An 11,818-nucleotide genomic window follows, 5' to 3' on the forward strand; every position below is an offset into this window, starting at 1 on the left:
AGTTACCTAAGCGTTTGGAGTTGATAGATAAGTGATATTGCCAGTCCGACAAGCGCCGGCAACATAAAATTGCAAGCCATTCACGACACTGGCATCAATAGAGAACTGATCACGGGCAGATTTAACACTGTCCAGCGCGGTATAGATCTCTTGTTGCTGTTGGACGCTCACGCGACCGCTCGTAATTTTGACTGTAAAGGTATAAGGCGTGCCTTTTGGATATAGCTCATGCCATGCAAGCAAACTATGACCTATGCCTAGGTTTTCCATCGCTTGCGTCAATGTGCTTTTAGTACCGCGCTGCGCGTTAAAAGCTCTTGCGCCTTTTACTACGTCACGCTTTTTAGCTTCTGTCCATTGACCGTCCCAATATTCGACGCGGCGTGACCAAGCAAGCCACGGTAAAAAAGCTTCAGGGCAGCTATCAGCATCAATCAAACGAGCAAAAGTAACAGGTAACGCATCAATACGCTGAGTTTGAGTATCAAGCGCTTGCTCAAGCTTGGTGCTATTTTTCGGTAGTAGCCCATTAGACATCGCGGTACTCCACAGCACTGATAATCACATCGGTGCAGTCAGCATACTTGCCATCTGGTAAGCTAATATCATGTACGGGTTGTAAGAGGTTGACGCGCTGGACGCCTGGTTGGTGCAATGCGTGATATAGACCAGATAACGTGACGTCATAGCCCAAGTAGCGCACCTGCTCGATATATTTATCAAGTGCTGCGCGTGCCGCATTGATAACGACATCTTTATCGGGCCCTGGATAAAGCGTCAGCTCTGCTTGCACCATCCAAATTTCTGGCTGACCAGCGGCGATACGTACGCTATCGGTAAAAGGCCGGCGCTCATCCGTATCAACGGCCAGTCTTACTTGTTCACGTAGTGCATCGCTAGCGATCGCATCATTATGGCTTTGAACATAGACCGTCACGCGACCAGGGGAGGCAGTGACAACACTCGCATCACGAACATCACCATCAGCAGACAGTGCCCAAAATAGATAAGCGCCTTTACTACCTGCAGAGGCTCGTTCAGGTTCTAATTGGACACGGCGACGTAAGGCCGTGTCAGATTCCATGACATCAGGGATCGGTGGGACAGCATTGGGATTGCCAGGCTTGACCAATAGACGAGTCACACCAACGCCAGCGGCAAGATGATCAAGCGTTGTGCCAGTGGTATAAGCAAGCAGCATTGATTTGGCTGTTTGGTTGATATGATTGGTCTTAGACATCAGACGATAAGCAAACAGCTCAAGGATCTTGGTCAATGGCTCGCTTTCAAGCGTTAAAGCAGCGGCAAGCTGTGGATCTTTGGCTGTCAATTCAGCTTTAAGATCGGCAAGCTCTGCTTCAAAGTCTAAGGGCGTTAAAATATCAGGGGCAGGTAGGCCAGATAAATCAATACGACTCATAGCGCACCGCCTAATGACAGATAAGTACGTTCAATCTTTTTGCTAATCACATAACGATATTCAATCATCAAACTGGCTACGCCTTGTGAGGCACTATCGTTAGTCATCAGTTCAATGCGAGTTGGTGTGACACGAGTTTCCCAGCGCATCAGCGCATGAATGACGGAGGCACGAAGCTGCATAATGAAATAGGCATTAATAGGTGCGTCAATTAAGAACGGTAGCAATGAGCCGTAATCGCGGCGCATGACACGACTACCGATAGGCGTCATCAATATATCGCGGACGCTTTGTAAGATATGGTTGGTTTGGTCAATACGCTGACCAGTACTGCGTGACATGCCTTTGACATTGATCACAGTGACGTTGTTATCTTGATTAAGCATTAACGCCCCCAGTAGTGTCTGAGCCAGACTTAACGTTTTTATGACCGTGGTCTAAATACGGTTGGTCATTAATAACTAATTTTCCGTTTTGATTGATGGTTTGACCGTTCAAGGTATAAGACTGGCAACCAATAGAATAGGACTCGCAATTAACATCAAAGTTATTACAATCAAAAGAAATATCGCTAGCAGATATTTGCACGCGGTTGGAAATAAGCGTAGTAGTAGAATCATCAGGTAAAGTAACCCCTAGGTTATGTGTCGCGTGGTTATAGATAAATGTCGCACCATCATCACAATGGATCTCAAACGTATCGGCATTGGCGGATGGCATCGGCTGATCATCATAATCAAACGATGTCGTTACCAGTCCAGTCGACAGCTCACCAGTCTCACTAATAACGAGAACTTGCTCACCAACACACGGTGGATTCCAAATTTTGACCTTACCGATGCGAGCTGCTGCAAACTTTAGCCAGTCGGTCTCCAACCCATCTATCTGCACCCGGCAACGAGCATTAGCATGATCAACGTCTGTGACAATGCCTCGATTGATAAAACTTTGGAGCCGGCGCTCGTTTTCGATAGGGGATGTATTCATGACGTTATCGTCACTCATTGCGATTTTTGATACAAAACAAAAAAGCGTGGATTGAGTAAATACACGCAAAAAAGAGCAGGGCATCTAGTCAGCGGTTAATGACTCGCGTAGTACTCGAATAATGATATGTCTGTCAGCGCGAGAGATACCGACCAGCTCACGTTTGGGGTAGGGGAATTTCTTAGAACTATCAGGACGGACAGTACTGCGTTGGCCCTCGTGATGGATGCGTGCGATCTTAGCGGCGCTACCTTTGAAACCAATTTGGGCATAGCGGCTGGTTGCGTTAAATTTAAGATGACGCGCTTTGGTCAGCTCACGAAACATGGGGTTGTTAGAAGCTTTCAACGGATCTACAAAATCGCTACCATCGGGATCAGTTTGTGCGCGGATACGCTCTCGATTGACCGCTCGCATTTCCATAGCTAGGGTGCGATTGACTTTTTTTAACTGCTTATTATCTAGCTGACTCGCTATTGCGGTCGCCCATTCAGGTAATGCAGTGGCTAGTTCAGTTAAATCGCTCATGATTATAGATTTGGATTATGTAAAGGTTTTGGCGGGTGTAGAATTGGACGTGGACAAGCATTAAACACGTAGTTACCAGTGTCATCAGTAGATACCTGGACAATCTCTTCTACTTTAATAGTAAAGACTACCGTGGTTGTGTAGTTGCTCAATATATAGGATTCAAATTCAATCGGTGATGGACCATTTGGGGGGACTGGATCTTGATTCTCTTGATACCATGCCAAAATAGCGACAATGACTAAATTGGCATCTAAGCTATCGGGGAACTCATCAACTTCGACCAGCAGTTGATAATGTTGACGGTGGCTTAATGATTGACCAGTCCATTTCAAAGAACCTTTTTCTACGCTAATAATTAACCGGTCAGGGTTCTGGGCAAAGAACCCGACTTTATCTGTTAAGAATTTGCGTAGGCTGTCATCGAATATCATGCGGCAAGCTCTCTATCCCAGTATTTCTTGCGATCGCGCATTTTAGTATCGTAATTGTTCTTTTTATAACCAGGTCCATTGTATACTTCAGCGAATAAAGCCCAATCACCAGTGCGAATGGCATTTAATAAGCGAGGATCAGTTTCTATAAATCTGACAAAAGCTTCTAATTGTTCAGGCTCGCCTTTGGACAGCGTTAGCACAAAATCAACAGCTGACTTATAGCCCATTCGTTCCCAGTGAAAGCCCATAATTTGAAACATGCCCCAACTGGCTGACTCTAAGCCTAGGTCTTTATCAATGCGACGCGCTTTCTTTAGACGGTCGTGCTCAGCAGTACCGCCACTATAGCCACCCGTACGAGTATTGACCACATCGGGGCTAGTACGAACATGATCAAGCGCTTTGTCACGGCCAAGTTTGTCTTCTAGCAATAGATACATAATATGGCGTTCAAACAATATTTTAATACGCCATTGATTGTCATCTTTGTCAAATAAAAACCCAGCACCGCGTGACTCTACGTCACTAACAGCACGGATGGCAGATTCATCACAACGTAAGCGGCGAGCAGCGACTTTATAATCACAGTCAATCAGTGTCATCGGTTGGGTAGTGCTCATACAAGATTATCCTTTTTTGATTGATTAATAGCGCTAATGAACACGCCATAACGCGCCCAAAAGGCTCGTAATTTAAAATAAGTAGTAGCGGTTGCAGCAGCAGCAAGCATACGAAATATTGGTAGGGCCCACACACCGTCCCGACCAGTGGTCTCATCAAATGCCAAGCCGACACAGCTCAGCGCGAAAAATAAAATAGTGAGCGTAACCAGTGAGCCAAGCTCGCGATGATATTTAATGATTGTCATAGCACAAACGATGGCAATGACAATGATAGATAAAGTCGATAACGTCTCAAGAATGATCATGATTGTCTGCCTCGTTGGCTGGTTTATCTTTGAATAAAAAAGGGAAAAAGTGACGCAAAGCAGCCATTAGAAGGGGCCGTACATTGTCATTCACAAAGTCATAAAATGTGACAAACAATTCTCGTCCGACCATGCCATAAATGACCGCGTAGCCAGTGGCATAGTTGCCACCCGTCAATAGTTTTGCAGTAATATCCGATAGCATAACTGCAAGCAATACACCCGCAGTCGCATTTTGAGATCGCATCCAAAAAGGCTCGGCGCGGATCAACAATAGACGGATGCAAGCACCACCAGCAGCGGCCCATATAACAGGCAAAGTAATCAACAACCATTGCAGATGGTTACTCATAACATCATCAATCGTTAATACCTGAATTTGAGTTACGTCCATAATTGAATGACCTGCTTTTGTGTACGTTCGGGCGCGTCTGGCAATTGGATATCAACGCCGGTAGGCAATACAAGATCGTAACCAACCAGATGCGGATTGAGATCCATAACTTGTTCAGTAACGCCGCCAGTGAAGCTGAAATAGCGTAAGCAGATCAAATCTACTGTGTCGCCTTGCAATGTCGATACAACACGCATCAGATAAGCTCAATGGTTGAATGCGGCTCATCTTTGATATCAGCAATTGCATTGCGTGCATTGCGATAGCACGTATCGATTTGCGGTGTGAGCTCTTTAGTACGAGCAGTAGCATCTTTGCCTGTGTCATAGTCACGATAATGTTCAGTCAGTTGTGCCTTTGCTAAGTTATAGACGGCCTTTTTGAAGCTAAAACACTTGTCTGTATCATTAGTCAGGTCGTAATCTTCTAAAGTAAGAGAGCCGTGCTCGTGTAGTGCATTGGCTGCCCAAGCTTTTAACTCACGACAGACGCTATTTGCAGAATCAGTCAACGCATATTTCATTCGCGCTGGTGTTACTGTGCCGTCGAGCTTCATTGCGTCAGCAAAGTCTTTGACAGAAATATCAGGCATAAATGCAGGAGTAATTACTATGTTATCTACGACTGGATTGACAGCACTAAAACCCATAACAACTCCAAGTATTGATAAGAAAAATAAAATAGGGGGATACTGGATAAATCGTCCGGTCATCATCCGAATAGTCGTCGCCTTGGTACGCCTGTTCTCAGACACGTATTGTTAAGCCGTCACCTCACCAACTAGCTGATTACTCTTTTAGTATCCATTTGACAGTTAAAAATAGGTTGAGGCGGTGGTCATATCAGTCATATGCAGTATCAACTGAATGCGTCAATGAGCCGCCTCGGCTCGCGGCTACGAGTTGTTGTCGCCTAGTAGTTCAGGCGAATCTGGTTGATTGGGTTGTTCTGGCTGTTCTAGCTGTTCAGATTGTGGGGCAACAGGTTCTAATTGAGTCTCGGGCTGTGCATCTTTGAGCTGTTTTTCAAGGCGTTTGATAGAGCCTTTTACGCCACTATTTTCGTCAAATTTCAGCGCATTTTGAAAGTTATCTAATGCAAATACTGGATTGACAGCCTCAGTCAATTCACCGACTTGGCGTGATAGCTTTGCGCGTACCTGGTCAGGCATGTCAGCATCAGCGGTAATAGTGGATGCGCGTAGTACTTGAGCGACTTGCTCAGAATTTATTTCATTGCTGGTTGCTAATTTTTTAGCAGTATCAGCAATCTCTTCAGCGACGACAGTAGCAAGCGTACGTTGATGCGCGTCTGGCATTTTCAAATCATGCTTCATCGCGTATTCAGCGATATCAAGCGCAGGACCAAAGTTACCGATGTCGATATGCCATAACATCAAGGTCGTCAAGAGATTATCTTGATCACCTTTGCCAGCTGATAAAGTTGCATTGATCCATTCGTCATAATGACCAACCAATTCGCGCTTCAGCTCAATTTTGGCTTGGATCGATTGCTTGGACTTTAATGCCTGCTTATCTTCACGCAATTTTAGTTGCAACATGCGATAGGCTTGATTGGGCCCCGCAGTGATATTGGTTACTTCTTTTTGTGATAGAGCCTTCTGGCGGTGTCGAGCCGCTGGGGTTGTTTTATCTGTCATGATTTCATCCTTCATTGAGTCTTTTGGCTACATTAGATTGCGAAACTGCTGTACTGGTTAGACCAGTACAACGTTTTCGATTAAGCAACCAGCTTTGTAGTCTTCAACAACATAAGCTTCGTTGTCTGACTCGTAGAATGCGACACGATCATACTCAGGCTCATCTTTATGATGGCGACGGCGGCTTTCATCTTGATAGTAGATAGACAAGTTGTCTAATGGAGTAATCAGTATGGCATCAGCTGGGAAGTTCGGAGGGGTAGACTCAATTTGCACGCCACCGACCTTATCGAGCATTAATAGGCTGTTTACTGCGATGACTTCGCTTGGCGTGTTGTTGTCGTTGACCATATTAAAGTCACGCGAATCATGCAGATCTCGACCTAAAATGACACGTAACGCACTGTCATCACGGACGATAGGATCAATCAATTGATTACGGCAATCTTTGACTAGGGCATCAAGGTTTTTGTAGTGTTCAGCACTAGCACCAACAGAAACTTGACCTGTACCGACTTCTGATTCTGTCATGACTGATTCAGGTGCTTTGGTACGCCATTTCTCTAACCAGCCAATATTCACATCTTGCAATAGTGGGTTTGCTTCGATATCAGTATCGGCGGCGACTTCGGTGCCATTAAAGCCAATCGTAATGCGATCAAGACCTTGCTGCTTGACGACTGCATCGCGGATTTTCTCTTGGAACTCAGGGACACGGGCCCAAGCGTCAAGCTTGCTATAGTTGATTGCTGTGTCAAAGTTAGTTTGTTCACAGACGTAAGTATAAATAAGACCAACTTCGCCAACGTTTTTAGGGTCGCGGCGTTTGCCACTTTTAGTATTGGTACGGCTTGCGATACCACCGCTGATACCTAGACCAAGTGCCTCACCTTTTTGATCAGTTACAGGGATGATATTAATCTTTTTCAAGAACTCGCTAGATTCTTGGATTCGCACTTCAACTTTTTGTTGGACTGATGGCACGACAGTATATTGATCAGTCGCATTGGGTACACCGTTCAGCTGTGCTTGATTTGCCAAATAGCCATTAAACTGTTGACGGGTAATAGTTTTCATATAGTGATGTCCTAATGTGTGTAGTAGTCAGTTAAGTATTGCTATTAGGTAGTATTAGCAGTCAGATTTGACGTAATCAGATGAGCCGGTTGCAGCTGGACGCTGGGTGTAATTATCTTCAGGCGTATTATCAAGATTGTCTTGCACGCTCTTCAAAGACGTTTCAACTTCGTTTTGCTTTTCAGCAAAATCAGATACCGTCGTGTTTAAATGCCCAACAGAGGCGTTGATCGTGTCAATAGAACTTGCCATTGTTTGCATAACATCTTGTAAGCTTTTGATGGTTGCCGGCAGTTCAGCAAAAGCTTGTGCGGTGGCCAGATCTTTATCTTTGTCTGTTTTAGGTGTGACAGGGGCGGCAAACATATCTTTGACAGTTGCAAAGACTGATTTTGGCTCTTCTTTATATTCCCAAGCGCTTTCGGCAGTGGAAATGTAAGTGTCAGGGTTTTGTTTGCGAGCAGACAAAGGGCTTTCATCTGGATGCTCTTGGCAAAACTTCATATAGCTGGTGCCAAGCGAGGCAGGGCTATCGGTACAAGCTAAACCAACCATATAGGCTTCTTTGGTATCAGCAAATTCTGGATAGAACTCAATAGAGAAATAAACTTTTTGCTTCGACTTGGCGAGCGCGATCAGTTCAGGCGTTGGATCAACTTCTGCCAATAGATATAAATGATCATCAACTTCTTCAGTCGATAGCGATATCACATCGCCGTAACAACGAAAGTCAGAGTTTGGGAACATTGCACGGTAATGTTCTAAATTCACCCGTGCGCCGTATACTTCTGGGTTATAGCCAGCGGCCATTTGAGTAATGTGGTCACGAGTAATTTCACGGCCGTCTGTAGTTTGGCCAGCTCGTGCAACTCGAAAAGTCTTGGTAGTCATAGACGGTCCATGATGTAAATAATGAGAGTTTAGGGGTCGTAATTTCAAAGCTTTACTTTGACCTATTGCGACAGGCAAAAACAAAACAAAAAAGCGTGGATTGAGCAAATACACGCAAAACAAGCATGATATAGAGAGGCTGATAAACCAAAGTAGCGTCATACCCTTATGAGCTGCGTTAATGTCTGCCCTTATCACCCTACCGACTGGCGAAAATCCAAAAACTGTTGCCCGTGGTCTCTATTGGCAAGGTTGGAGTATCAGCGCGATTAGCGAGATGGTCAGTACGCCGCGCACGACCGTAGATGGTTGGAAAAAATCAGACGGCTGGGATGATGCAAAACCTTTAGATCGAGTAGAGTCCACGCTCGAAGCGCGTATGGTTCAGCTGATTAATAAGGACGATAAGACTGGTAAAGACTTCAAAGAGATTGATCTGCTTGGTCGTCAAGTAGAGAGAATGGCCAAGATCCATAAATATAAAGAGTCTGGCAAACAGTCTGACCTTAATCCAAATCTATCTAATCGTGGTCGCAAGCAGGGCCAAAAGAACCCTTCAAACGTCATTCAGATAGATGACATCGATAAATTCAAAGATTCATTTCGTGACTGTCTATTCGACTACCAAAAAGTCTGGTACAGCGCAGGTCTGACCAACCGTATCCGTAACCTATTAAAGTCACGCCAAATTGGTGCAACTTGGTACTTTGCGCGTGAGGCTTTTCTTGATGCCATTGAGACTGGCCGTAATCAAATATTTTTATCAGCATCCAAGGCTCAGGCGCGTGTATTCCGCGAATACATCATTGCATGGGCGATGGAAACTGCAGGGATAGAACTGACCGGTGATCCGATCACGTTAAATATAGAAGGGCCCGAAAAAGACTACAGCGCGACCTTATATTTTTTAGGCACCAATAGCCGCACTGCACAGTCGTATCACGGCAACGTCTACATGGATGAATACTTTTGGATTCATAAGTTTATTGAATTTAGGAAAGTTGCATCAGGTATGGCCATGCACAAAAAATGGCGTCAGACATACATATCGACACCATCATCCAAGCAACATCAAGCATATAAATTTTGGACTGGCCAACTGTATAACCGTGGCCGTAAAGGTGACGATCGCATCGAAATAGATGTGACTCCGCATAATCTGAAGAATGGCAAGGTCTGCGGTGACAAGCAGTGGCGTCAAATCGTCAATGTGTATGACGCGATGAAAGGCGGTTGTGATCTATTTGATATTGATGATTTACGCATGGAATACAGCGAGGACGAGTTTAATAACTTGCTGATGTGTGAATTTATTGATGACACGTTGTCCGCTTTCAGTGTCAGCGAACTACAGTCATGCATGGTCGATACATTAGAGATATGGGATGACTGGAAGCCTTACACGCCAAGGCCACTTGGTAATCAGCCAGTATGGCTTGGCTATGATCCGTCATTGAGCCGTGATAGCGCTGGACTTGTAATATTAGCAGCACCAAGTACACCAAACGGCATGATACGCGGTATAGAGCGTTTGCAGTTTAAAAACCCAGACTTTGAAGCACAGGCAAACGTCATCAGAGAGATGACGGAGAAATATAACGTTGAATATATAGCGATTGATGTGACCGGCCTTGGCATTGGTGTTTATCAGTCAGTGATTAAGTTCTACCCGCAAGCCGTCAAACTACACTATAGCCCAGAGCTCAAACAGCAGTTTGTTCTGAAGACTAAAGACGTTATCAAGAAGGGCCGTTTGTCCTTTGATCACGAATGGACAGATGTAGTAGGGGCTTTCACATCGATCCATAAAACAATTACCAATAGCGAAAGGGCAGTTACTTATAAAGCCGATCGCAATGAAGATACTGGTCATGCTGACTTAGCGTGGGCACTTATGCATGCACTACATAGAGAACCCTTGGCAATTGCTCAAGGTGATGACGAATCAGCACTGGAGATATATTAATGAATGAAACTGAAAACCTTGATGCAGTAGATATGCCTGGTATGGAGGCTTTCACGTTTGGCGATCCGATACCAGTTATGGAGCAGTGGCAAAGTCTGTACTGGGGTGAATGTCATAATCATCAACTATGGTATGCGCCGCCATACGATCCAGATGCCTTGTCTAAAACCATGAGAGCATCACCACATCATAGTAGTGCAATTTTTGTTAAGCGCAATATCTTGGCCAGTACTTTTATACCGCATCCTTTACTATCACATCGTGATTTCAGTAAGCTTGCACTAGATCATTTGACGTTTGGCAACGCATACGTTGAGCGAGTACAGTCACGATCAAAAAAAACTATGAAGCTAAACGTACCACTAGGTAAGTACATGCGTGTGGGTACTGACGGCGAAAGCTACTACTTTGCCACGCATAGCTGGGCCGAACCCCATAAGTACAAAGCAGAGAATATCTGCCATATTATAGAGCCTGATGTTAATCAAGAAGTGTATGGTGCACCTGAATATTTGTCCGCATTAAATGCAGCATGGCTTGATGAGTCAGCGACGTTATTCAGACGTAAGTATTACTTGAATGGTAGTCATGCGGGGTACATCTTATACATCAATGATCCAGCAACAAACAAAGAAGACATCGATGCAATCCGTAAAGCTTTGAAGGACAGCAAAGGCCCTGGTAACTTTCGTAACCTATTCATGTATTCGCCCAACGGTAAAAAGGATGGAATCCAAATCTTACCGATCAGTGAAGTCAGTGCCAATGATGACTTCTTTAAAATCAAAGAAGCGAGTCGAATAGATATTGCAGCTGCTCATCGAGTACCACCTCAACTGATGGGGGCGTCACCGACCAATGCGGCGGGCTTTGGTGATCTAATCAAAGCGGCCAGAGTTTTCGCAGTCAATGAGCTTATGCCTTTACAACAGACGATGCTACAGATTAACGATTGGCTAGGTGAGGAAGTAATCAGATTCAAAGACTATTCACTACTCAAAGATGAAGATTAAATAACCAATTTTAAGATCAATATATCCGCTCTAAATCGAGCGGATTTTTTTTGGCTTTCAAAAAACGCAATCGAAGCCCCGCCTCGCCCACGATAAAAAAACATGGTTTTCGACGATCATGACGATCCTGGCGGTGGCTTTAGCGTAACTAGGGGCAGGGCAGATAATTAGATGTTTTAAATGACGAGATATGACGAATATTTATACTCAATCCCACGCTAAAATATATGGGATGTAGAAGTTAAGGCGCTGTACGCGAATAAACACAAGGTTTGCGGGTGATAGGTCAGTTCTGTGCAATCCCACGGTCTATCCCATCGTGGGATTAGACTCAAATTGCAGACATAAAAAAACCTGCTCGAAAGCAGGTCTAGTATAGGTTTGAGAACTTTTATCACTATCCGAAAATGGTGGGGCTGGAGAGACTCGAACTCTCACACCTTGCGGCGCCAGAACCTAAATCTGGTGCGTCTACCAATTCCGCCACAGCCCCATTTTTCGTTACTCTATCATCAAA

Annotated in this window: 16 protein-coding genes and 1 tRNA gene; 2 read left to right on the plus strand and 15 right to left on the minus strand. The window is 44.7% G+C overall.

All coding sequences use genetic code 11. The annotated features are described in order from the left end of the window. Positions 1 to 6: 6 nt before the first annotated feature. The 14 genes from QO189_RS00905 to QO189_RS00970 form a co-directional block, all read right to left on the minus strand. Positions 7 to 537 carry a phage tail protein I gene (locus QO189_RS00905; RefSeq protein ID WP_371531143.1) on the minus strand — a complete coding sequence of 177 codons (531 nt, stop codon included), beginning with the start codon at positions 535 to 537 and terminating at the stop codon, positions 7 to 9. After that, positions 530 to 1,420 carry a baseplate J/gp47 family protein gene (locus QO189_RS00910; protein ID WP_075106262.1) on the minus strand — a complete coding sequence of 297 codons (891 nt, stop codon included), beginning with the start codon at positions 1,418 to 1,420 and terminating at the stop codon, positions 530 to 532. The genes QO189_RS00905 and QO189_RS00910 overlap by 8 nt, the downstream gene beginning before the upstream one ends. Continuing rightward, on the minus strand, positions 1,417 to 1,806 hold the full coding sequence (locus QO189_RS00915; protein ID WP_075106261.1) for a GPW/gp25 family protein: 390 nt from the start codon (positions 1,804 to 1,806) through the stop codon (positions 1,417 to 1,419). Before QO189_RS00915 ends, QO189_RS00910 begins: the two co-directional genes overlap by 4 nt. Next, on the minus strand, positions 1,799 to 2,407 hold the full coding sequence (locus QO189_RS00920; protein ID WP_371531144.1) for a phage baseplate assembly protein V: 609 nt from the start codon (positions 2,405 to 2,407) through the stop codon (positions 1,799 to 1,801). The genes QO189_RS00915 and QO189_RS00920 overlap by 8 nt, the downstream gene beginning before the upstream one ends. An 84-nt stretch (positions 2,408 to 2,491) precedes the next feature. After that, a complete protein-coding gene (locus tag QO189_RS00925) occupies positions 2,492 to 2,935 on the minus strand; it encodes a phage virion morphogenesis protein (protein WP_371531145.1) in 444 nt (147 codons plus the stop codon). 2 nt (positions 2,936 to 2,937) lie between these two features. Further along, positions 2,938 to 3,369: a phage tail protein gene (locus QO189_RS00930; RefSeq protein ID WP_371531146.1), complete on the minus strand. Its 432-nt coding sequence runs from the start codon at positions 3,367 to 3,369 to the stop codon at positions 2,938 to 2,940. Continuing rightward, positions 3,366 to 3,992, minus strand: a complete 627-nt coding sequence (locus tag QO189_RS00935) for an N-acetylmuramidase family protein (RefSeq protein WP_371531147.1) — start codon at positions 3,990 to 3,992, stop codon at positions 3,366 to 3,368. Before QO189_RS00935 ends, QO189_RS00930 begins: the two co-directional genes overlap by 4 nt. Further along, a complete protein-coding gene (locus tag QO189_RS00940; protein ID WP_075106257.1) occupies positions 3,989 to 4,300 on the minus strand; it encodes a hypothetical protein in 312 nt (103 codons plus the stop codon). Before QO189_RS00940 ends, QO189_RS00935 begins: the two co-directional genes overlap by 4 nt. Then, positions 4,287 to 4,694: a hypothetical protein gene (locus tag QO189_RS00945; RefSeq protein WP_286797831.1), complete on the minus strand. Its 408-nt coding sequence runs from the start codon at positions 4,692 to 4,694 to the stop codon at positions 4,287 to 4,289. The genes QO189_RS00940 and QO189_RS00945 overlap by 14 nt, the downstream gene beginning before the upstream one ends. Continuing rightward, positions 4,685 to 4,891, minus strand: coding sequence for a tail protein X (locus QO189_RS00950; protein ID WP_093071408.1), 207 nt, complete (start codon positions 4,889 to 4,891; stop codon positions 4,685 to 4,687). The genes QO189_RS00945 and QO189_RS00950 overlap by 10 nt, the downstream gene beginning before the upstream one ends. Next, positions 4,891 to 5,343 (minus strand): head completion/stabilization protein, encoded by a 453-nt coding sequence (locus QO189_RS00955; RefSeq protein WP_371531148.1) that lies wholly within the window; start codon positions 5,341 to 5,343, stop codon positions 4,891 to 4,893. The genes QO189_RS00950 and QO189_RS00955 overlap by 1 nt, the downstream gene beginning before the upstream one ends. A 246-nt stretch (positions 5,344 to 5,589) precedes the next feature. Further along, positions 5,590 to 6,354, minus strand: coding sequence for a phage terminase small subunit (gpM, locus tag QO189_RS00960; RefSeq protein ID WP_371531149.1), 765 nt, complete (start codon positions 6,352 to 6,354; stop codon positions 5,590 to 5,592). Positions 6,355 to 6,411: 57 nt separating this feature from the next. Further along, positions 6,412 to 7,431: a phage major capsid protein, P2 family gene (locus QO189_RS00965; RefSeq protein WP_286797835.1), complete on the minus strand. Its 1,020-nt coding sequence runs from the start codon at positions 7,429 to 7,431 to the stop codon at positions 6,412 to 6,414. 54 nt (positions 7,432 to 7,485) lie between these two features. After that, positions 7,486 to 8,322, minus strand: a complete 837-nt coding sequence (locus QO189_RS00970) for a GPO family capsid scaffolding protein (RefSeq protein ID WP_371531150.1) — start codon at positions 8,320 to 8,322, stop codon at positions 7,486 to 7,488. Positions 8,323 to 8,503: 181 nt separating this feature from the next. Here QO189_RS00970 and QO189_RS00975 point away from each other — a divergent pair, with 181 nt between their 5' ends. Together QO189_RS00975 and QO189_RS00980 are read left to right on the plus strand one after the other, a co-directional pair. Next, positions 8,504 to 10,288 (plus strand): terminase large subunit domain-containing protein, encoded by a 1,785-nt coding sequence (locus tag QO189_RS00975; RefSeq protein ID WP_371531151.1) that lies wholly within the window; start codon positions 8,504 to 8,506, stop codon positions 10,286 to 10,288. Continuing rightward, complete coding sequence (locus QO189_RS00980) at positions 10,288 to 11,301, plus strand: phage portal protein (RefSeq protein WP_319050039.1); 1,014 nt, start codon at positions 10,288 to 10,290, stop codon at positions 11,299 to 11,301. Before QO189_RS00975 ends, QO189_RS00980 begins: the two co-directional genes overlap by 1 nt. Positions 11,302 to 11,709: 408 nt before the next feature. On the opposite strand, the gene QO189_RS00985 is transcribed toward QO189_RS00980, so the two are convergent. Continuing rightward, a tRNA-Leu gene (locus QO189_RS00985) sits at positions 11,710 to 11,794 on the minus strand. Positions 11,795 to 11,818 lie beyond the last annotated feature (24 nt).

It is taken from the genome of Psychrobacter sp. Arc29 (genome assembly GCF_041431175.1).
In the GTDB taxonomy this organism is placed as follows: Bacteria; Pseudomonadota; Gammaproteobacteria; order Pseudomonadales; family Moraxellaceae; genus Psychrobacter.

Excerpts from the sequence above, each read along its gene's own strand:
- QO189_RS00905 (WP_371531143.1), bottom strand. The coding sequence starts at position 537 with ATGTCTAATGGGCTACTACCGAAAAATAGCACCAAGCTTGAGCAAGCG.
- QO189_RS00910 (WP_075106262.1), bottom strand. The coding sequence starts at position 1,420 with ATGAGTCGTATTGATTTATCTGGCCTACCTGCCCCTGATATTTTAACG.
- QO189_RS00915 (WP_075106261.1), bottom strand. The coding sequence starts at position 1,806 with ATGCTTAATCAAGATAACAACGTCACTGTGATCAATGTCAAAGGCATG.
- QO189_RS00920 (WP_371531144.1), bottom strand. The coding sequence starts at position 2,407 with ATGAATACATCCCCTATCGAAAACGAGCGCCGGCTCCAAAGTTTTATC.
- QO189_RS00925 (WP_371531145.1), bottom strand. The coding sequence starts at position 2,935 with ATGAGCGATTTAACTGAACTAGCCACTGCATTACCTGAATGGGCGACC.
- QO189_RS00930 (WP_371531146.1), bottom strand. The coding sequence starts at position 3,369 with ATGATATTCGATGACAGCCTACGCAAATTCTTAACAGATAAAGTCGGG.
- QO189_RS00935 (WP_371531147.1), bottom strand. The coding sequence starts at position 3,992 with ATGAGCACTACCCAACCGATGACACTGATTGACTGTGATTATAAAGTC.
- QO189_RS00940 (WP_075106257.1), bottom strand. The coding sequence starts at position 4,300 with ATGATCATTCTTGAGACGTTATCGACTTTATCTATCATTGTCATTGCC.
- QO189_RS00945 (WP_286797831.1), bottom strand. The coding sequence starts at position 4,694 with ATGGACGTAACTCAAATTCAGGTATTAACGATTGATGATGTTATGAGT.
- QO189_RS00950 (WP_093071408.1), bottom strand. The coding sequence starts at position 4,891 with ATGCGTGTTGTATCGACATTGCAAGGCGACACAGTAGATTTGATCTGC.
- QO189_RS00955 (WP_371531148.1), bottom strand. The coding sequence starts at position 5,343 with ATGGGTTTTAGTGCTGTCAATCCAGTCGTAGATAACATAGTAATTACT.
- gpM (WP_371531149.1), bottom strand. The coding sequence starts at position 6,354 with ATGACAGATAAAACAACCCCAGCGGCTCGACACCGCCAGAAGGCTCTA.
- QO189_RS00965 (WP_286797835.1), bottom strand. The coding sequence starts at position 7,431 with ATGAAAACTATTACCCGTCAACAGTTTAATGGCTATTTGGCAAATCAA.
- QO189_RS00970 (WP_371531150.1), bottom strand. The coding sequence starts at position 8,322 with ATGACTACCAAGACTTTTCGAGTTGCACGAGCTGGCCAAACTACAGAC.
- QO189_RS00975 (WP_371531151.1), top strand. The coding sequence starts at position 8,504 with ATGTCTGCCCTTATCACCCTACCGACTGGCGAAAATCCAAAAACTGTT.
- QO189_RS00980 (WP_319050039.1), top strand. The coding sequence starts at position 10,288 with ATGAATGAAACTGAAAACCTTGATGCAGTAGATATGCCTGGTATGGAG.